Annotated in this window: 20 protein-coding genes; 14 read left to right on the top strand and 6 right to left on the bottom strand. The window is 63.2% G+C overall.

Annotation, left to right across the window (positions count from 1 at the left end):
• Positions 1-196: 196 nt before the first annotated feature.
• On the bottom strand, positions 197-400 hold the full coding sequence (locus AC1DJT_RS10140; RefSeq protein WP_441504286.1) for a hypothetical protein: 204 nt from the start codon (positions 398-400) through the stop codon (positions 197-199).
• Between the two features lie 608 nt (positions 401-1,008).
• On the opposite strand from AC1DJT_RS10140, the gene AC1DJT_RS10135 reads away from it, so the two are divergent.
• Positions 1,009-2,034: an AI-2E family transporter gene (locus AC1DJT_RS10135; RefSeq protein ID WP_476833994.1), complete on the top strand. Its 1,026-nt coding sequence runs from the start codon at positions 1,009-1,011 to the stop codon at positions 2,032-2,034.
• A gap of 119 nt (positions 2,035-2,153) precedes the next feature.
• Here the strand turns inward: AC1DJT_RS10135 and aptA are convergent, their stop codons facing one another.
• On the bottom strand, positions 2,154-3,503 hold the full coding sequence (gene aptA / locus AC1DJT_RS10130) for an omega-aminotransferase AptA (protein ID WP_476775330.1): 1,350 nt from the start codon (positions 3,501-3,503) through the stop codon (positions 2,154-2,156).
• Between the two features lie 356 nt (positions 3,504-3,859).
• On the opposite strand from aptA, the gene AC1DJT_RS10125 reads away from it, so the two are divergent.
• The gene (locus AC1DJT_RS10125) at positions 3,860-4,408 is read left to right on the top strand and encodes a cupin domain-containing protein (protein WP_441487838.1); all 549 of its coding nucleotides are present in this window, start codon (positions 3,860-3,862) and stop codon (positions 4,406-4,408) included.
• Between the two features lie 149 nt (positions 4,409-4,557).
• On the opposite strand, the gene AC1DJT_RS10120 is transcribed toward AC1DJT_RS10125, so the two are convergent.
• Positions 4,558-5,781, bottom strand: a complete 1,224-nt coding sequence (locus tag AC1DJT_RS10120; protein ID WP_476833993.1) for an MFS transporter — start codon at positions 5,779-5,781, stop codon at positions 4,558-4,560.
• A 101-nt stretch (positions 5,782-5,882) separates the two neighbouring features.
• On the opposite strand from AC1DJT_RS10120, the gene AC1DJT_RS10115 reads away from it, so the two are divergent.
• Positions 5,883-6,476, top strand: coding sequence for a TetR/AcrR family transcriptional regulator (locus AC1DJT_RS10115; protein WP_476767677.1), 594 nt, complete (start codon positions 5,883-5,885; stop codon positions 6,474-6,476).
• Positions 6,477-6,524: 48 nt separating this feature from the next.
• The gene (locus AC1DJT_RS10110) at positions 6,525-7,007 is read left to right on the top strand and encodes a Rid family hydrolase (protein ID WP_476767676.1); all 483 of its coding nucleotides are present in this window, start codon (positions 6,525-6,527) and stop codon (positions 7,005-7,007) included.
• Between the two features lie 166 nt (positions 7,008-7,173).
• On the opposite strand, the gene AC1DJT_RS10105 is transcribed toward AC1DJT_RS10110, so the two are convergent.
• Together AC1DJT_RS10105 and AC1DJT_RS10100 are read right to left on the bottom strand one after the other, a co-directional pair.
• Positions 7,174-8,382 (bottom strand): MFS transporter, encoded by a 1,209-nt coding sequence (locus tag AC1DJT_RS10105; protein ID WP_476833992.1) that lies wholly within the window; start codon positions 8,380-8,382, stop codon positions 7,174-7,176.
• Between the two features lie 300 nt (positions 8,383-8,682).
• Positions 8,683-9,294 (bottom strand): TetR/AcrR family transcriptional regulator, encoded by a 612-nt coding sequence (locus AC1DJT_RS10100; RefSeq protein ID WP_476767674.1) that lies wholly within the window; start codon positions 9,292-9,294, stop codon positions 8,683-8,685.
• A gap of 310 nt (positions 9,295-9,604) precedes the next feature.
• On the opposite strand from AC1DJT_RS10100, the gene AC1DJT_RS10095 reads away from it, so the two are divergent.
• The gene (locus AC1DJT_RS10095) at positions 9,605-10,723 is read left to right on the top strand and encodes a helix-turn-helix transcriptional regulator (protein WP_476767673.1); all 1,119 of its coding nucleotides are present in this window, start codon (positions 9,605-9,607) and stop codon (positions 10,721-10,723) included.
• 83 nt (positions 10,724-10,806) lie between these two features.
• On the opposite strand, the gene AC1DJT_RS10090 is transcribed toward AC1DJT_RS10095, so the two are convergent.
• Entirely contained in the window at positions 10,807-11,169 is a 363-nt protein-coding gene (locus AC1DJT_RS10090) for a winged helix-turn-helix transcriptional regulator (RefSeq protein WP_476833991.1), read from the bottom strand.
• A gap of 95 nt (positions 11,170-11,264) precedes the next feature.
• Here AC1DJT_RS10090 and AC1DJT_RS10085 point away from each other — a divergent pair, with 95 nt between their 5' ends.
• The 9 genes from AC1DJT_RS10085 (at position 11,265) to AC1DJT_RS10045 (ending at position 19,630) form a co-directional block, all read left to right on the top strand.
• Complete coding sequence (locus tag AC1DJT_RS10085) at positions 11,265-11,918, top strand: hydrolase (RefSeq protein ID WP_476833990.1); 654 nt, start codon at positions 11,265-11,267, stop codon at positions 11,916-11,918.
• Between the two features lie 2 nt (positions 11,919-11,920).
• Positions 11,921-12,751 (top strand): alpha/beta fold hydrolase, encoded by an 831-nt coding sequence (locus AC1DJT_RS10080; protein ID WP_476767671.1) that lies wholly within the window; start codon positions 11,921-11,923, stop codon positions 12,749-12,751.
• A 33-nt stretch (positions 12,752-12,784) separates the two neighbouring features.
• A complete protein-coding gene (locus AC1DJT_RS10075; RefSeq protein WP_441504276.1) occupies positions 12,785-13,069 on the top strand; it encodes a XapX domain-containing protein in 285 nt (94 codons plus the stop codon).
• Positions 13,066-15,033, top strand: coding sequence for an amidohydrolase (locus AC1DJT_RS10070; protein ID WP_476833989.1), 1,968 nt, complete (start codon positions 13,066-13,068; stop codon positions 15,031-15,033). The genes AC1DJT_RS10075 and AC1DJT_RS10070 overlap by 4 nt, the downstream gene beginning before the upstream one ends.
• Before the next feature lie 19 nt (positions 15,034-15,052).
• Positions 15,053-15,499: a DoxX family protein gene (locus tag AC1DJT_RS10065; protein WP_476767669.1), complete on the top strand. Its 447-nt coding sequence runs from the start codon at positions 15,053-15,055 to the stop codon at positions 15,497-15,499.
• The gene (locus AC1DJT_RS10060) at positions 15,499-17,127 is read left to right on the top strand and encodes an MFS transporter (RefSeq protein WP_476833988.1); all 1,629 of its coding nucleotides are present in this window, start codon (positions 15,499-15,501) and stop codon (positions 17,125-17,127) included. Before AC1DJT_RS10065 ends, AC1DJT_RS10060 begins: the two co-directional genes overlap by 1 nt.
• 259 nt (positions 17,128-17,386) lie before the next feature.
• The gene (locus tag AC1DJT_RS10055) at positions 17,387-17,848 is read left to right on the top strand and encodes a hypothetical protein (protein ID WP_441487824.1); all 462 of its coding nucleotides are present in this window, start codon (positions 17,387-17,389) and stop codon (positions 17,846-17,848) included.
• A 29-nt stretch (positions 17,849-17,877) separates the two neighbouring features.
• Positions 17,878-18,519, top strand: a complete 642-nt coding sequence (locus tag AC1DJT_RS10050) for a L,D-transpeptidase (protein ID WP_441487823.1) — start codon at positions 17,878-17,880, stop codon at positions 18,517-18,519.
• Positions 18,520-18,592: 73 nt separating this feature from the next.
• On the top strand, positions 18,593-19,630 hold the full coding sequence (locus AC1DJT_RS10045) for an amino acid ABC transporter substrate-binding protein (RefSeq protein ID WP_441504272.1): 1,038 nt from the start codon (positions 18,593-18,595) through the stop codon (positions 19,628-19,630).
• Positions 19,631-19,812 lie beyond the last annotated feature (182 nt).

The raw sequence follows: 19,812 nt of genomic DNA, 5'->3' as shown, positions 1-19,812 counted from the left end.
GGAGTGTATGTGCTTCGGGCTTGAGGCGCTGGGCGATGAATACTGCGGGTACCATCGCCAACAGCCAGAGAATGGCATTGTGGCGGATTTCTCGGAGCAGCGGCGCAATCATTGCCATCAGGTAGGCCTTCCCTGTCTTGGAACTGGCACCTTCGTTTGGGCTCCGGGCGTCACTCCAGGCGTTCTCAGTTGAACCTTATTTCTCGTCAGTAAAATCGATCTCCGTCGCGCGGAGCGCTTGGACGCTGCCCGCTGCAACAAGACCGGTCAGGACGATGCGTCCAATCACCAATCCGAGCCCGATCATGACAACCAGCACTCCGGACAGAATTGGCCCTATCACACGGAATTGTTGCGCGAGGGCGAAGAAAGAGGCGCGCCTTTTCTCTTTGGGCTCCATCAGATGAAACCTCGTAAGATTAGGCACCCAGACGCCCCCAAGCAGACCGCGGCAGCCTTCCATTATAGTAAGGCAAGCGCTTCCATCTGTGCGTCGAACGCTAGAACAAGGCGTCGGCCACCGAACGGGTCGAAAGCTGCCATGAGCGAATTTCCGACTGCCGGAACTGTCTATCGATCGTATTCACCGGTCAAGATCGCCGTTTCGGATGGATTAATCTGTTCTCGCGAAGATGGGTGCGCCGCCGGTACGCTGACGAGCGCGTTGGAGAGTACTCGACTTTCTGCCAGTCGCCAGCGGAACCGGACATGYCGATTCCCGGGCACATCATCGAATGCCAGAACGTTAGTTTACAGGGCTTACGTTCATTGTACTGTGTTCTGCGTGTCAGCCAACGATGAGCCGTGGTTGTTCGGCCAATCGGATATGCAGGCACTTGGAACTCGTCTTCCGCTGCGTCCACCGGAGATCCAGCCCATTCTCGTCGCATTTCCGACGTGGTCCAGAATGGGCTGAGTACTACACACCACACGAGGCTCTTGCAGCAAACTGTTTAAGGGGGCAGATCGATGGACGGGAAGGCTCCAAACCTCGGTCGCCCCTCGACCATGATCGACAATGCCATTCGGGTCGGTCTGGTTGCCCTGCTGGTCTATGCCTGCGCACGGATCGTGCTTCCCTTTGCATTCCTTTTGATTTGGTCAGCGATCCTGGCGGTGATGCTGTATCCGCTCCATCTGCGCTTGATGCCGCGGCTCGGGAATCGTGGATCGGCGCTGCTGATCGGACTGATCGGCGTCGTGTTGATGCTGGGGCCGATGGTGATTGCGGTGACGTCGCTTGCGACGACGCTCTATTCGCTGATCTCGACCTTGCAGAGCCAGAACGTAACCATCCCACAGCCACCCCTATGGCTCGATGGCACCCCTTTGATCGGCAAGAAATTAACGGAGATCTGGACACTCGTCGCCTCCAACCTGCCGGCGGCGCTGGCAAAATACGGCCACCTGCTCAGCGGGCCCTTGGCATGGCTGGCTACGTTCGCTGGTGGCCTTGCCGTTGGCGAACTCTCATTCGTTCTTTCCTTCGCGATCGCCACGGTACTCATTGTCTACGGCAAGGACGCAGCAACGTTCGCTAGACGCCTGTTGACACGCGTCACAGGGAGCAACGAGCGCGCGGTGCAACTGGTCACGCTGACCGCAGCCACGATCCGCGGCGTGGGACTCGGGGTTGTTGGCGTTGCTCTGATCCAGTCATCGCTTTTAGGCCTGGGCTTCTTCGCCATAGGAATTCAGGCAGCCGGTCCCTTGACCCTTGTTGCGCTCATATTGGGCATCATGCAGGTGCCGCTGATTTTGCTGACGCTGCCTGTGGTCGGCTATGTCTTCATTTACGAAGCAACGCAGCCGGCAGTCATCTTTCTGATCTGGAATATTGTCGTCGGTCTCGGCGACAACATTCTCAGACCATTGATGCTCGGCAGAGGGCTGAATGTGCCGATGCCGGTCATTCTGATGGGCGTTATCGGCGGCATGATCGTCGACGGGCTCCTCGGACTATTCGTCGGGCCCGTTCTTCTGGCCGTCAGCTACGTGTTGCTGCTGGAATGGCTGCAGCAACACCCGGTGTGAATTGCTCTCCTGCGGCGTCCTTACCTCGATCGCAGGCAGCGCCGCACCGGCGGAGACGCGCCTGACGCCCTCCGTCGAAGGCGGCAAGCGCAATGGCCGCGAATGCACCGGCGCTTGCTCTAGGCTGCGCGCTTCAGCGCTTCGCCGAGCAGGGACACCATGTCGTCGATCTGCCCGGGCTCGACGATCAGCGGTGGCGACAGAGCGATGATGTCGCCGGTGACACGGATCAGCAGCCCTTTCTCGAAGCAGTCGACGAAGATGTCATAAGCCCGCGCCCCGATCGCTCCAGCGCGCGATTCGAGCTCGATGCCGACGACGAGGCCGATGGTGCGGATATCGATCACATGCGGAGCGCCCCTGAGGCTATGCATCGCCTCCTGCCATTTCGCCGCGAGCTCGGCGGCGCGCGTCAGGAGCCCCTCTTCGGCATAGATGTCGAGCGTCGCGAGACCAGCGGCGCAAGCGATCGGGTGGCCGGAATAGGTGTAGCCATGGAACAGCTCGATCGCAGCCTCCGGACCGGTCATCAGCGCATCATGCACCTTGCGGCTGGCGAAGACGGCGCCCATCGGCACCGCACCATTGGTCAGCCCCTTGGCCGTCGTCATGATGTCCGGCACCACGCCAAAATACTCGGCCGCAAAGGGCGTGCCGAGACGGCCGAACCCGGTGATGACCTCGTCGAAGATCAGCAGGATGCCGTGACGCGTCGCAATCTCGCGCAGGCGCTGCAGATAGCCCTTCGGCGGCAACAGAACGCCGGTCGAGCCTGCGACGGGCTCGACGATCACCGCCGCGATCGTTTCCGCGCCATGCAGCGCGACCAGGCGCTCCAGATCGTCGGCAAGTTCGGCGCCGTGCTCCGGGAGCCCCTTCGTGTAGGCATTGCGGGCAAGATCATGCGTATGGCGCAGATGATCGCTGCCCGGAAGCTGCGGGAAGACACGCCGGTTATTGACCAGTCCACCGACAGAAATGCCGCCGAAGCCGACGCCGTGATAGCCGCGCTCGCGGCCGATCAGGCGGGTTCGCGTCCCCTGCCCGATCGCGCGCTGATAGGCGATGGCGATCTTGAGAGCCGTATCGACTGATTCCGAGCCCGAACCGGTGAAGAAGACGCGATCGAGTTTCGCCTCTCCGGCCCCTGGCGCCAGGGCGGCGAGGCGCTCGGCGAAGTCGAAGGCGATCGTGTGCCCCATTTGGAAGGACGGCGCATAATCGAGGGTCGAAAGCTGGCGCTCGACCGCTTCCGTGATCTGGCGGCGGCCATGTCCGGCATTGACGCACCAGAGCCCGGCCGTGCCGTCGACCACCTTGCGACCATCATCGGTGGTGTAGTGCATGCCCTGGGCCGAGGCGAGGAGCCGCGGCGCGGCCTTGAACTGCCGGTTGGCGGTAAAGGGCATCCAGTAGCTGTCGAGCGAGCGGGCGTTCTGCAATGAGGCTGGCGGAGTGTTGGCGGTCATGGCGTGCTCCCTTGTCTGCCTGCCACAAGCCACGTTCCGTCATTGCCAACAAGTCTGTTTCGGATGAAACATAAGACGCTGATTTATAAGGAGACAAAGACAGATCGATGCAGATATTGAACAGAAGGAACAGCGGGTGATCGGCATCGATGTCGGAGGGGTGACTGCGCCATGCCGGGCCGGTAAGCTCCGACACGAAAATGAGCTCATTTGGGGCCCGTGGGCGTCGGTTTGACAGATAAGCTGTCCCCTTCGCGTCAAACACAGTTGGCGTATGTCCCACGGCAAGCGCACGGGACGAAGATGTGTCGAGGATCGTCGCGGGACAAGCACGGGTTGGCGGGGAGGAGAGTTCGGTGTCTGTGGACGTAGGTGCTCGCCTTAGATTCATCCGACAGAAATACAATCTATCGCAGCGCACGCTCGCTAGGCGTGTCGGCATAGCCAATTCGTCGATATCGCTGATCGAGTCGAACTCCATTAGCCCATCCGTTGGAGTCCTGAAGCGAATTCTCGATGGAGTTCCCATTGGACTCAGCGAATTCTTCTCAATGGAGCCTGACAGGCCGCAACAGACCTTCTATCAAGCCAGTGAATTGGTTGAGATTGGCAAGGGCGGGATTTCGTATCGGCAAGTGGGCGAGAGCCTGTTCGGTCGCGCACTTCAAATCCTGAAGGAACGCTACGAACCAGGGACCGACACAGGTCGTGTGCTGCTCGCCCATGATGGCGAAGAGGGCGGAATTGTCCTCATTGGCCGGCTGGAGGTCACGGTCGAGGATCAGCGCCGAATACTGGGCCCCGGCGATGCGTATTATTTCGATAGCCGAAGGCCGCATCGGTTTAGATGCGTGGGACCGGTTGCCTGCGAAGTTGTAAGTGCCTGCACGCCGCCATCGTTTTAGCCCCGAGTTTGGGCCGGTGACGCGCCAACCGCTCTTGACGCCAACCGTCGATCGCGGACGGCATCTGCGATTGGCCGTCCAGGCTGCCCTGGCCTGCGAACCGTCTGAGTGCCTGCATCCCCGGATATTGCTTGGCGTCCGTTAGGCAGTCATTGCACCGATCTCCTGACGCTGCGCGGCATGAGGCTGACGAGACCGAGCAGCGCCAGCGCGACACCGATCCAAAGCGGCGAGCGCAAACCATAACCGGCGACGATACCGATGCCACCGAACCAGGCGCCTGCCGCAAGACCGATATTGATGACCGATGTGTGGACTGTGTTCACCAATGGCCCGGGGTGCGCTGTCTTCATGACGCGTGAAATCATCGCCGGGTTCATGGGGACCCCGACCAATCCTATCGCAATGAAAGCAACGACGCTGATAATGCGGTGATCGGCAAAGACTGCGAATGTCGCGAGCGTCCCCGCCAATGCGATCAGGCCGCCGACGAGGATCGGAATCGTATGCTTGTCGGCGAAGCGCCCAACGATCGCGTTGCCGATGACGTTGGCTGCACCATAAGCGCCGAGCAGCAGGGGTACCGTGGCAGGAGAAAAGCCCGTCACATCCGTAAAGATCGGCGAGAAATAACTGAATGCGGCAAAGGTCGCGCCAATGATCAGACCGCTCGTGGCATAGGCCGCCCAAAGCTGGCCGTTTCGGAACGATKCCAGTTCAGTGCTCAAGCTGATTTGGGCCGATTTCCTGGATGCCGGAACCAATGCTGCTATGATAGCGGCACACAGCATCGCGAGCGCGACGACCAGCCAAAAGCTCGCTCGCCAGCCAAAGCGCTGATCAATCAAGGTCGCAGCCGGCACGCCCAGGACCGTCGCGAGCATCAACCCGGCGAGCACGATCGATGAGGCCCGCCCTCTCGCGTCCGGTCGAACGACTTCGGCACAGATGGCCAACGACCCCCCGAAACATGCCGACCCGGCAACACCGGTGATGATCCGCGCGGCAACCATGATGCCATACCCATCCGCCGTCGCGGCGATGATCCCTCCAACACTGTAGAGCGCAAGCAAACCAAGCAGTGCACGCTTGTTTGGAACTCCGAGTTTGAGAAGCGCGAGGGTCAGCAGCGGCCCACCGACGACCATCCCCGCCGCATAGATCGAGATCAGATACCCGACCTCGGCAATCGTTACGCCAAGCGCGGCCGACAGCGAGGGCATCATGCCGGCGACCATGAATTCCGATGTGGTCAGCGAAAAGATCGTCAATCCCAGGACATAGACCACTACCGGGAGTCCTTCCCGCACGGCCTGCGCTGTCGGCGTTCCGGAAGCCGAACTCGCCGGGCTGCTGCGATCGACAGTGTCCATTGTCACTCAATCCATTCTATAATTCTCACTATAAAATTCGCTACCCGGCTTGCGTGCCATGGTCAAGGCTTTATATAAATTGCGCTACAGAAAGGGACACCATGGCAGTCCGAGGCCGCCCGCGCAGCTTTGACCGTGACCACGCACTTCAGCGCATCGTGGAAGTGTTCTGGGCCAAGGGGTATGAGGGCACTCAGCTCAACGACCTGACGGCAGCGATCGGGATTACGCCGCCGAGTTTTTATGCAGCCTTTGTCTCGAAGGAATCAGCGTTTCGGGAGGCGGTAGAGCTCTATGTGGCGACCGCGGGATCTGGCGCCCTGCGCGCGCTCGACGAAGGCACCACCGTACGGGAGTCGATCCGCGCCATGCTTCAGGGCAGCATCGACACGGCGCTCAGCGCACCACACTCTGGCGGCTGCCTGCTGATCCTCGGCGTGGTGAACTGCCAGATTGAAACCGAACCACTGCGCGAACTGCTCAGGAGCATTCGCGAGGAAACCGAGATGCGTATTCGCGCCCGGCTGGCTCGGGGCGTAGCGGAGGGTGACCTGCCGGGTTCGAGCAATATCCCGGTGCTGGCCAACTACTACAGCGCAGTGATGCAAGGCCTTTCAATGCAAGCCCGCGATGGCGCCACGCGAGACGAGCTCGAGGCGCTCATCGCTCCGTCAATGGCCCCGCTGCACGTGTAGATCGCAGGCCGACGCGCCCAAACCATGCCCCCGAGAGCTCGAAACACGATGGAAGAACAGGTCAATCGTTCGATCGGCGATCATGCTACGTCCACTGGCAAGGTGGTGGTGCCCGCCGTGCTCAAGGACGATGTCGAACAGTTCCATTATGCCCCGGCGCGGCGCGCTGGAGATTTTGTATTTCTGTCCGGGCTTGTCGCCAGTAACAGGCAACCGACAGCGATGGACGCCGAGCGCTTTCGTAGCGAATTGCGTCGTGTCTTCACATTGATGGAACAGCTTCTGAACGCATGCGGGGCGCGTGTGGATGATGTCGTGGAACTTCAGATGTTTCATGTGCTCGGCAGCGACCGACTGGCATTGGACAAAGCAGGACAACTGGCCGCGATTGCGGCCGTCCGGGACGAGTTCTTTCCCGCCCCCTATCCCGCCTGCGTCGAACTGGCCGTCGCTGAACTCAACGCGGCAGATGGGCTGGTGGAGATGAAGGCGACCGCATTTGCCCCCCTCTTGCCTCGTGGCCAAATGTAACGCGGTGAGCGCTCGACGTCCTGGTTGCACAGCAATGAATAGCAAACCAGGCGACGAGCGATGAGCGAAATCAAACAGTCCTTGGCAACAGCGACCGTCTTACGACCGGGTGCAAGTGTTCCTGCCCTCCATGGCAGATACCCGTTGCACCAGGCGGATTGCATCCTCATCGGTGAGCATGGCTCTCCGATTTCATCGACAATGACAGCACCAATGCCATGCCTGCCAGCACCGCAGCGACGAAGCCGAGATTGTTCGAGCCCAGCCACTCAATTCCTAGACCGCCGATGGAACCCGATAGTGCGATGGCGAGGTACAGGATTGCCTGGTTGAGCGAAACGAGAACACCGGCGGCTTCAGGCTTCAGGGAGATCAGTCGGTGCTGTTKCGGCGTCGTAATGGCGAAGGCGGCGATGCCGTAGACCGCGATCAATGCAAAGGCCCATGCCAGGTTATCGGTGGTCGATCGCAGGACGACCAGGCTGAGAATGAGCCAGACCAAGGCGATCGCCACCACCCTGCGGCCGCCAAAGCGGTCGGCGAGCATACCGGCGCCCAGGTTCCCGACAGTGCCAACCACGCCAAGCGTTGTCATGAGCCCCGCAAGGTAGAGACTGTTTCCCTGCGTCGCCGTTTCAAAGATGATCCCCATATAGGTGTAGGGCATATACACAGCGGTGAAGGCCAGCAGGGTCACTCCGAGGACCGCAGCGATTTGAGGCTCGAGCAGGAACCGCATTTGCTGGCGTAACCCCGGTGCTGTCGCGATCGTCGTTGTCTTCGGGACGGAGATGACGATCCCGATGACGCCAACCACGGCCAGTCCGGTTGCAAGCCACATGGTCGACCGCCAGCCGAACATCCCGCCGAACGCTGTACCCAAGGGTGCCCCAAGCGCAGTCGCCGCAGTGAAGCCGCTCACGACCAAAGCAATGGCTCGGCCCCGGTGTGCTGGCGAAACCATCGCGGCAGCAGTTACGGTGGCGGTCGGCACAAATAATCCAACGCCGAGAGCAGCCACGACCTGACCGGCCAGTACATGAGCATAGGACGGCGCGAGCGCAGTCCAGACACTCCCGGCAAGATAAGTCACCACTGCGGCGACCAGTACGGTTCTTCGGTCCCATCCCCCGGTGGACGTCGTCAGGACCGGGCCCGCGAGCGCGCAGGTCAACGCGAAGATCGTGATGACCTGCCCCGCGACGGACGGCGCGATCTTGAGCGAACTGCTGAGAAGGGGCAGCAAGCCCGCCAGGACGAACTCGCCGGTTCCGACGACAAAGACACCGAATGCGAGCATCGAAACCGGGAGCCATGGGCTCTTGGCCTGCGGCCGATCGACTTCACGTGGAGTTTGCAGCGGCGCAGCGACCATGAGTGGACCTTTCCGGCCCGGCGATGTCAGCACCGATGCCAAGTCGTTTGGTTGGACAATTGGGATATGAGCGGCCTGCCGGCGCGGCGGCGCGGCTCATCAAGACGTTCGGCCTTCAGGCGTACGAAACCGTTCGCTGAGAGGCTCTCTAGGGGCCCGGCAGGATGGAATTCAAGTCTTCAAGGAAGGTTCGGAAAGCTGGCGGCAACCCGTCTCGCCTCGCCAACAAATCTGCAGATCGGCCACGAGCGGCAGGTCGCTGCTGGCGTTCCGGCTCTCCGGAGCGGAATGGGTCGCAGCTCATCTTAGACCCCGCGCCGCCCGGAGCCGCTGCCTGGATGCGAGCCTCGCGAGTTCGAACTGGTCGGCTTCTTCCATCAGGGCTGCCACATTGGCCGATGCCTGATACGAAGTAAGCTCAAAGGCAAGTTGCTCAATATCGGTGTCGGCCGGCAGATCTCCCGCCCGCATTGCTTCGGTCGACAGATTGACGATGCACTGCCTCGCCTCCAGTCGATGGTGCTCCACGCGATCGCGGATCCGTCCCGGACGCGTGCGGTATTCACTGCTCAGCGCGTGAACCAGGCAACCGCCCGGGAGCGTTCTTTGCTCCACGAACGTGTACCAGCCCTCGATAAGAGCGATGAGACGCTCGACCGCGATTGGCTTTGCCCTGGCGGGGCCAATGACAGCGTCCGCGTACAGCGACACGCCGTTCTCGATCGTCGCGAGCTGCAGCGCCTCCCTGTCGCCAAAGAGGATTTGGATGTTGCCTCGTGCAACCCCCGCATCAGCAGCCACGCGCCCGAACGTCAGACCGTCCAACCCCTCGACGGAGGCGATTCGGGTTGCATGGTGAAGAATGTTGGCCCGAGCGCGGTCGCCGCGCTCCTTCCTCTTATCGCTCGTCATCACGGCACCTCACAGTTCACGTTTGATATACAGTCGTATGTATATTGTAAAGCCCGTATCGGAAGGACCGACGGGATGTTCCTCTGAGAAGCGGCCGCCAGCCCCGTCGAACGGCGGGGCCAAACTCTCAAACGGACCGAACCTATGGCCAGCTGCATACCGGAAGCACGCCGGCGCCCCCCTGGCGATCGTGGACTGGCACCGGACTTTGTCTGATAGTGAGCCGGCTGATGGCCGAAGCGCCCTACTATTGTTGTATTGCTGAATCAGCGCGGTATCGGCCGATGATCGGTCAGGACCGGAGGGTGGCATGAGCGATCCACGCGAGCATCAACTCATCGATGCCGTCTACGAGGCAGCCCTTGTGCCAAGCCTCTGGCCATCCGTGCTCGCCAAATTCGCCGATATCTGCAGCGCGAAGGACGCGGTGCTTTGCACCGTCCGGGGTGAGGAGATGCGATTCATCAACTCCTCACCCGCGTTTGAACAGCTCTGGCTCGATTTTCTCAGCCTCTATCCCGGGGCGTCGAACGAGCGGACCAAACGTCTGATGGCGCTGCAGCATCCCGGTTTTGCAACCGATGCCGACGTCTTCACCATGCAGGAAATGGCTCAGGACCCGATCTATCGGGACTTCTTCATCCCGCGTGGCTATGGCTTCGGCGTCGCGACCGCAATCGAGGTTCCGAGCGGCGACACCATCATCGTCCATGCCGAACGCGACTATGCATCGGGGCCGGTCGGGCGCGATCTCGTCGCACAGGTCGATCGCACACGGTCCCATTTTGCCCGCGCCGGCATCCTGGCAGCGCGGTTCGACATGGAGCGTGCCCGCACCGTTGCCCACGCGCTCGAGATGATCGGCCTTCCTGCGGCCGTACTCGGGTGGCGCGGACAGGCCCTCGCTGCGAATCCGCTCCTCGTCAGGTTGATGCCGGATGTCGCGCAGGACCGCCCGTCCCGGCTCGGGCTCACCAATCCGTCTGCGGACCGCTTGCTTCTCCAGGCGTTCGCAGCCCTGGGCAAAGCGCCCCACGATGCCGCTGTCCGCTCGATCCCGATTGCCGCCGAGGGCGATAATCCGCCCTTCATCGCGCATCTCGTGCCGGTGACCGGGGCGGGGCACGATGTGCTGTCGCAAGCTCATGCGATTCTGGTCGTAACGCCGGTCGTCCCCGGAGAGGTCCCGACCGCTTCGGTCATCCAGGGACTGTTCGACCTGACACCGGCGGAGGCGAAGCTCGCTGCCTTGATCGCCGCCGGAAGCCGCCCCCGCGATGCCGCGCTCGCCCTCGGCATCGGAGAAGAAACCGTTCGAACCACTCTGAAGCGGGTCTTTGCGAAAACGGGCCTCGAACGCCAGGCCGATCTGGTCGGGCTGTTGCAGGGCGCCAGCCTCGGTGGACGCGTTCTCCACACCCAGCCGTAAAGGGCTGCATCCCCCACGATGGTGCCGATCTGAACGCCAGGCATTCAAGACAGCAACGTTGGGGTGGTTCTCTCGGCGGATGCCTACTCGCCCGCCGAACGTGCCAGGGCCAGGCCATACCGCGCGTGGGAAAAGGCCTCGCTCCGCCTCAGTTCGGCGTCGAGAGCCTGCCCCTCCTCAGTCAGGCTATATTCGACATGGCGGACATTCTCGCTCAAGTCGCAGCGGATGACGAAGCCCTTGCCTTCAAGTGACTTGAGCCGGGCGGAAAGGACACGCGCCGAGATCGATCCGGGCAGCGCGCGGCGAAGCTCCGCAAACCGCAGCGCGTTATTCTGGCCGAGAGCCCAGATGATATGGCTCATCCATTCCTGGGCAAGGAACTTAAGCAAAGGTTCCACCCGGCATTTGCTATCGTCGGCTTCAATTCTCTCAATCTTGTTCATGGCAAGCTTGCGGTATCCATAAGGTTACTACTGGTCGAGGCCGTATTGCAGCGCTAGCGTGCAGCCGTGTTCACTGCCGCGATGGAGGTTGGTTCATGGCTCGCGCAACTCCGGTTCCAGGTAAACTGCTGCTCTCTCCCCAGGATCACACCCTGATCCTGATCGACTTTCAATCGCAAATGTCCTTCGCAACGAAGTCGATCGATGCCGTGGCACTGCGCAACAACGCCGCCCTGATTTCCCATGCCGCCGCCGGCTTCGGCGTTTCGGCCATCCTGACCACCGTCGCCGAGAAGAGCTTCTCCGGGCCGATGTTCGAGGAGATCACGACTGCCTTCAACGGCCAGAAGCTGCTCGATCGCACCTCCATGAACACCTGGGAGGATGCCGCGGTAATCGCGCGCGTCAACGAGATCGGCAAGAGCCGCATCRTGCTTGCCGGCCTCTGGACCTCGGTTTGCATCGTCGGTCCCGCGCTCTCGGCCATCGACCAGGGTTTTGAAGTCTACATCATCACCGACGCCTGCGGAGACGTCTCCGACGAAGCGCATGAGCGGGCCGTCGAACGGATGGTACAGGCCGGCGCCCGCCCGATGACCGCATTGCAATATCTGCTCGAGCTGCAGCGCGACTGGGCGAGGACGGACACCTACGATCTCACCACCGGCATCGCCAAGAAGTTCGGCGGGGCCTACGGTCTCGGCATCATCTACGCCAAGACGATGTTCGGCGCACAAGAGGGACATTGATCATGCCCAAGGTCAGCACGAAGGACGGTCTCGAAATCTTCTTCAAGGACTGGGGTCCGAAAGACGCCCAGCCCATCGTCTTCCACCATGGTTGGCCGCTCAGTTCGGACGACTGGGACGCGCAGATGCTGTTCTTCCTCGCGAAGGGCTACCGCGTCGTCGCCCATGACCGGCGCGGCCATGGCCGTTCGACCCAGACCGGAGACGGTCATGACATGGACCATTACGCGGCCGATGCTGCGGCGGTGGTCGAGCATCTCGACCTGCGAAACACCGTTCACGTCGGCCATTCGACCGGGGGCGGCGAGGCGCTGCACTACACGGTCCGCCATGGCAAGGGCCGCGTCGCCAAGCTGGTGCTGATCGGCGCGGTGCCGCCGCTGATGCTGAAGACCGCGGCCAATCCGGGCGGCCTGCCGATCGAGGTCTTCGACGGCTTCCGGCAGGCGCTCGCCGCCAATCGTGCGCAATTCTTCCTCGATGTGCCGAGTGGGCCCTTCTACGGTTATAATCGCCCGGGCGCGAAACCGTCGCAGGGCGTCATCCGGAATTGGTGGCGCCAGGGCATGATGGGGGGCGCCAAGGCGCATTACGACGGCATCAAGGCCTTCTCGGAGACCGATTTCACCGAGGATTTGAAGGCGGTCGAGGTGCCGACACTGGTGATGCATGGCGATGACGACCAGATCGTGCCGATCGCCGACGCGGCCCTGCTCTCGATCAAGCTGCTGAAGCCCGGCACGCTCAAGGTCTACGAGAAGCTCCCGCACGGGCTCTGCACGACCCATCCGGAGCTGGTCAACGCCGATCTGCTCGCTTTCGTGAAAGGCTGATTGTCGGGCGGCCAGAGCCCAAGGGAGGTCGCTATGAAGCCCTATCTGCTGGCCCTGGGGGCCGGTCTGCTGGTCGGCATCATCTACAGCCTGCTCAATGTCCGCTCGCCCGCGCCACCGGTGGTGGCGCTGATCGGTCTCCTCGGCATCCTGGCCGGGGAGCAGATCGTACCGATCGCCAAGCGCGTCCTGGCGGGCGAGCGGCTCAGCATCAGCTGGCTCAGGAGCGAATGCGGCGAGCACCTTTTCGGCGCCCTGCCCGCGCGCTCCGCCGAAAAGCAGGCCGAACGCAACGATGCCGGCAGCAAGCCTTCATGAACCCGACCCGCAGACAGACCACGCTCGGCGGCGCGGCCGGCGCGCTTTCCACGCTGCTCGGCGGCCGGGCTGCCGCTCAGACATACACGACAGGACAAGCCGCCATGACCGCCGACCTCCTTCTCGTGAACGGACGCTTCAGCACTCTGGACCGCGGCAACCCAGATCCGCAGGCGGTTGCCATCTCCGATGGCCGTTTCATCGGCGCCGGAGCGGAACAGGAGATGCGCGCTCTGGCCGGCCCGACGACTGCGATCGTCGACCTCGGCGGCCGGCGTGTCATTCCGGGGCTGATCGACAGCCATATGCACATCATCCGCGGCGGGCTGAACTACAATATGGAGCTGCGCTGGGACGGCGTGCGCTCGCTTGCCCAGGCGATGGAGATGCTGAAGCGCCAGGTCGCAGTGACCCCGCCGCCACAATGGGTGCGGGTGATCGGCGGCTTCACCGAACATCAATTCGCCGAGAAGCGCTTGCCGACGCTCGACGAGATCAACGTGATCGCCCCCGAGACGCCGGTCTTCATCCTGCATCTCTATGACCGCGCCCTGCTCAACGCCGCGGCCCTCCGCGCTGTCGGTTACGGCAAGGAGACGCCCGATCCACCGGGCGGCGAGATCCAGCGCGATGCACACGGCAACCCGACCGGACTGCTGATTGCCAAGCCTAACGCCAACATCCTCTATGCCACCTTGGCGAAAGGCCCCAAGCTCCCGCCCGAATACCAGCTCAACTCGACGCGCCATTTCATGCGCGAGATGAACCGGCTCGGCGTGACCAGCATCATCGATGCAGGCGGCGGCTTCCAGAACTATCCGGATGACTACGCAATCATCGAGAAACTGCATGCCGCAGGCGAGCTGACCTTGCGGCTCGCCTATAATCTCTTCACGCAGAAGCAGAAGGAGGAGCTCGCCGATTTCGCGGGCTGGGCCAACCAGGTGAAACCCGGCCAGGGCGATGATCTCTATCGCCATAATGGCGCTGGCRAGATGCTGGTCTATTCGGCTGCGGATTTCGAGGATTTCAGGATCGAGCGACCGGACATGGCGTCCACGATGGAGGGCGATCTCGAGCCCGTCGTGCGGCTGCTCGCCGAGAACCGCTGGCCCTGGCGCCTGCATGCCACCTACGATGAGACCATCACCCGCGCGCTCGACGTCTTCGAGAAGGTCAACCGCGACACGCCCTTGCAGGGGCTGCACTGGTTCTTCGACCATTGCGAGACGATCAGCGATCGCAACATCGACCGCATCGCAGCGCTCGGCGGCGGCATCGCCGTGCAGCACCGGATGATGTTCCAGGGCGAGGATTTCGTCGAACGTTATGGCGCCAAGGCGACCGAGCGCACACCACCGATCGCGCGCATGCTCGAGGCCGGTGTCCCTGTCGGCGCCGGCACCGACGCGACCCGCGTCGCGAGCTATAACCCCTGGGTCTCGCTCGCCTGGCTCGTGACCGGCAAGACGCTGGGCGGCCTCAGGCTCTACCCGCAGCGCAACCTGCTCGACCGCGAAAGCGCGCTGCGGCTCTGGACGCAGGCCAATACCTGGTTCTCGACCGAGGAAGGCAAGAAGGGCCAGATCAAGACCGGCCAGCTTGCCGATCTCGTCGTGCTCGACCGCGACTACATGACCGTGCCGGAGGACGAGATCCAGGACATCGAGAGCGTCCTGACGCTGCTCGGCGGCAAGCCGGTTCATGGCACCGGCGACTATGCCGGGCTTGCCCCGCCACTGCCGCCGGCCATGCCGGACTGGTCGCCGGTCAGGACCTTCGGCGGATATCAGAAGCGTGCGGGCATGGATGTCCGCAAATATGCCTTCGCGGCCGCCTGTGGCTGTGCCAGCGCGTGCGGCGTCCACGGACACGCACATGCTTCGGCCCTGGCCGCAACCGTGCCGGTGCGCGACGAGGGTTCGTTCTGGGGAGCACTGGGCTGCTCCTGCTGGGCCTTCTGAGCGCACGAAGGGATCGATCATGCCCGGTTCGCCACTCTCTTCCGCTCAGCACGCCGTCGAACGGCTCCTTGGCCAGCCCTGGCTGGTTGTTCTCGCCCGCGTCGCTGTGGCGCTGCCCTTCATGCTCAGCGGCATCGCCAAGCTGTTCGATTTCGCGGGAGCGACCGCCGAGGTCCGCGGTCTGACCGGGCTCGAGCCTGCCGCATTCTTCGCCACGCTCGTCATCCTGACGCAGCTCGGCGGTTCCGCATTGCTGATTGCCGGCGGCCGCTATGCCTGGATCGGCGCGGCGGCGCTGGCCGGCTTCACGATCCTCGCGACACTCTATGCCCATGCCTTCTGGCTGAAGCCCGCGGGCGAGCGCTTCCTGCATCAGAACATCTTCTTCGAGCATGTCTCGATTGTCGGCGGGCTGGCGCTGCTGGCAGTGCTTTCCGCCCGTTCGAGCCGGGGAGCACGAGTCTGATGACCCAAGTGCCGCACGATACCGCAGCCAGACCGGCGTCTTCGGCCTTCGCGCCACTACGGCACTCCGTCTTCGCCGTACTCTGGGCGGCCACGGTCCTTGGCAATGTCGGCTCCTTCATGCGCGACGTCGCAAGCGGCTGGCTGGTCACCGATCTCTCCGGCTCGCCTGCGGCTGTCGCCATGATCCAGGTCGCCGGTACCTTGCCGATCTTCCTCCTCGCGATCCCGGCCGGCGTGCTCTCCGACATCGTCGACCGTAGGAAATTGTTGATCGGCGTCCAGCTGCTGCTGGGCTGCACCAGCGCTGTCCTGATGACGCTGGCCCTGACCAACCGGCTGACGATCGAACTTCTGGTCGGGCTGACCTTCATCGGCGGTGTCGGCGCGGCCTTGATGGGGCCGACCTGGCAATCGATCGTCCCCGAGCTCGTGCCGATGACCGAGCTGCGCAATGCCGTCGCCCTGAACTCGCTCGGCATCAACATTGCCCGCGCGATCGGCCCTGCCGCCGGCGGCGCGCTCCTGGCGGCCTTTGGTGCCGCCTCGACCTATGGCGCCGACGTCCTGAGCTATGTCTTCGTCATCGCGGCACTGCTCTGGTGGCAGCGCCCCGCCGGCGCCGACGACGAGCTCCGCGAACATTTCGGCGGCGCTTTCAGGGCGGGGCTGCGCTACGCCCGCGCCAGTCGAGAGCTTCACCTGGTTCTTCTGCGGGCCGTCCTGTTCTTCGCCGGCGCCAGCGCCATCTGGGCGCTGTTGCCCCTCGTTGCCCGACAGCTGCTCGGCGGGGGCGCCGGTTTCTATGGCCTCCTTCTCGGAGCTGTAGGAGCCGGCGCGATCGCAGGCGCCATCGTGCTGCCGCGGATCCGGGCCCATCTCGATGCCGACGGCATCATGCTCGGCGCCGCACTCGTCACGGCCGCCGTGACGGCGGCGTTGGCGGCGGTGCCACCGCAATGGCTCGCCATTCTCATGCTGCTCGTCCTGGGCGGGGCCTGGATCGCTGCGCTGACGACGCTGAACGGCACGGTACAGGCCATTCTGCCAAACTGGGTGCGCGGGCGCGGCCTGGCGATCTACCTCACGATCTTCAACGGCGCGTCGGCCGCCGGAAGCCTGCTCTGGGGGCTTGTTGCCGAAGCAATCGGGCTGCATGCCACCTTGCTCGTCGCAGCACTCGCGCTCGCGCTGGTCGCCGTTGCGGTCCTGCGCCTGCGGCTACCGGCGGGCGAGGCCGATCTCACCCCCTCGACCCATTGGCCGGAGCCGGCGATCGCCGATCCGGTCGAACACGATCGCGGCCCCGTCACCATCACGATCGAGTACCGTGTCGCTCGCGAAAGCCGGGCCGCCTTCCTCGAGGCGGTGGCGCGGCTCGCTCCGGAGCGGCGCCGGGACGGCGCCTTCGCCTGGGGCGTCAGCGAGGATGCCGCCGACCCCGACTGCATCCTTGAATGGTTCATGGTCGAGTCCTGGGCCGAGCATCTGCGTCAGCACAGGCGTGTCTCGCAGGCCGATGCCGATATCCAGGCGGAAGTCACGAAATTCCATACAGGCCAGGACAAACCGGTCATCCGGCATTTCCTGGGCTTGCAAGCGCGCCCCAACTCCGTTCCAGGCCAATAACCAGGGAGGCGCCTGCGCTGTTCAGGCGCGTTCAACACCGCGTGGGGAAGGTCATAGATCTCGCAGCGGAAGATACATCGATGCTTGTGCAAGTGATGGCTTGAATTCTGCCGGCGGCTTCGTCCATGATGACCTGTGTCCGAAGATGCTGGAGTGTAATGTGGTACCGCAACACGACAGAGGCCAAGCCACTTTTCCGGCAATTCTGCACCATTCAGGCGGTGCAAACCCTCCCAGAACAACTTCTCTTCGATCTGGCATGCTGACCCGCCTCGCCGCGGCGGCGTTCACGCTGGCCGCAGCAGGCTGCGCCGGAACCAGTGAAAATGCAGGCAGCTCGTCCGCCGGTGCCGCAGCTGGACCGAGCAGCATCCCGCGCGAGCGCCTGATCGGGAAATGGGGCATCGCCTCCTTCCACGCCGACAAGGACCGCAAGCGGACCGAGGCCCAGGCCAAGGCCCAGTGCAACATGCCCTACTCGATCACCAAGGGCCCGACCGACGGCGTCATGATGCATGTCGCCGACGATCCCAAGCTCTATGAGCTCAAGCTCAAGGGCGGACCGGGCGGCAGAAACTTCCTCGGCTTCGAGGCTCCCGCCGGGGACCCGCAGGATCGCGAAATCCTGTCCGCGACCGACAGGGAGCTGGTCATGCGCTTCGTCGATCCCGACGCGCATCGCCGCTATGGAACCTTCATCTTCGTGCGCTGCGGAGCCTGAGCGCATCTTACAATCCGGGAGTGAGCAGTATGCGGGTAAGCGGACGGAAGCAGACAATCGCTGGAACCTGCCTCGGCCTTGCGGCTCTGGCCTTGGGTGCTGTCGCGACACTGCCCGGCAGCGCATTCGCGGCCCCCAAGGCCGGCGAGGCGGAGACCCTCGACATCGGTGACGAGCCGGGGCGCATTTCGGGTGAGGAAACCGTTGTCGCCGACGGCCCCTACGCGCGTCAGGCCGTGCTGTTCCGCTCCAACGAGCCGCCGGGAACCGTGGTGATTCATACCTCGGAACGCTTCCTCTATGTCGTCCAGGGCAATAACCGCGCTCTGCGCTACGGCATCGGCGTCGGCCGTGAAGGCTTCCAGTGGTCGGGCCTGGTCAAGATCAGCCGCAAGGCGGAATGGCCGGACTGGCGCCCGCCGCCGGAGATGATCGCACGCCAGCCCTATCTGCCGCGCTTCATGGCCGGCGGTCCGGGGAACCCGATGGGAGCGCGAGCGCTCTATCTCGGCTCGACGGTTTTCCGGGTCCACGGCACCAACCAGCCTGAGACCATCGGCCAATCGATTTCGTCCGGCTGTTTCCGCCTCGCCAATGGCGACATCATCGATCTGTATGAGCGCGTCCCGCTCAACACCAAGGTCGTCGTCCGGCACGGTGCAAGTCTCTGACACGGTGCAAGTCTCTGACTTGCGCGAGCCCCCTGCCAATTCCGCAATCTGTCCCAACCGGAGACCGATGGTCATGCTGAACGCGGCCAAGACCTACCTTCGCAGCGCGCTTGCCTGTTTCGCGGCCGTCACGCTCTGGGGAGCGGCGCAGCCGGCCGCAGCCGGAACGCTCGACACCGTCAGGCAGCGCGGCACCCTGCAATGCGGCGTCAGCGAAGGCCTGATCGGCTTCTCCGAGAAGGATGCGCAAGGCGCGTGGTCGGGTTTCGATGTCGATTTCTGCCGGGCCGTCGCGGCCGCGATTTTCGATGATCCGGCCAAGGTCAGCTTCGTACCGCTTTCGGCGAGCCAGCGTTTCGACGCGCTGCGCGCCGGCCAGGTCGACCTGCTCTCGCGCAACTCCAGCTGGACTCTGGCGCGCGAGGCCGAGCTCGGCCTGTCTTTCGCCGGCGTGACCTATCACGACGGCCAGGGATTCATGATCATGAAGTCGGTGACGGCAACCTCGGCGCTCGAACTCGACCGCACCAAGATTTGCGTCGAAGCGGGCACGACGACGCAACTCAACCTCTCCGACTTCCTGCGCTCGAACTCGATAACCTATGAAGAGCGTGCCTTCCCGACGGCTGCCGCTGCTCTCGCGGCCTTCCAGGCTGGCGAATGCAATGTGCTGACGCGCGACCAGTCGGCGCTCTATGCCGAACGCCTGAAGCTTCCTCGCCCCGCCGATGCCGTCATCCTGCCTGACGTGATCTCGAAGGAGCCGCTTGGCCCGGTGACGCGCGGTGACGATTTCGCCTGGTTCACCTTCGTCAAATGGGTGAATTTTGCTCTCGTGAACGCCGAGGAGCTTGGCATCACCTCAACCAACACGGCCGAGGCCCTGGCCTCCGCCAAGCCTGACGTCCGTCGCTTCATCGGCGCCGAGGGTGGTTTCGGCAAGATGCTCGGGCTCGACAATGCCTGGGCCATTCGGGCCGTGAAGGCCGTCGGCAACTACTCTGAACTCTACGAGCGCAATCTTGGTGTGAAATCCCGCCTCGGCATCCCGCGTGGCTTGAACCAGCTCTGGAGCATGGGCGGAATCCTGTACGCTCCCCCGCTGCGCTGAATCCGCTGAACGCGGCGAAGTCCTCAACCGCTGCCCCTCCGGCTACCCCACGCAACATGACCGCCATGGCCGACCGGCCACGGAGGCCATGTTGCGTGGGAGCCGTCGTTAATCTCATGGAAACCAACGAAACCGCGAACGCCGTATCTCAGGGTTTTCCCTATCGACGGTTGTCCGTGCTG

Source organism: Allobosea sp. 05T422_2 (assembly GCF_056396265.1).
Note: the sequence above shows the minus strand (reverse complement) of the source record. Positions and strands in the feature narration are given on the sequence as shown.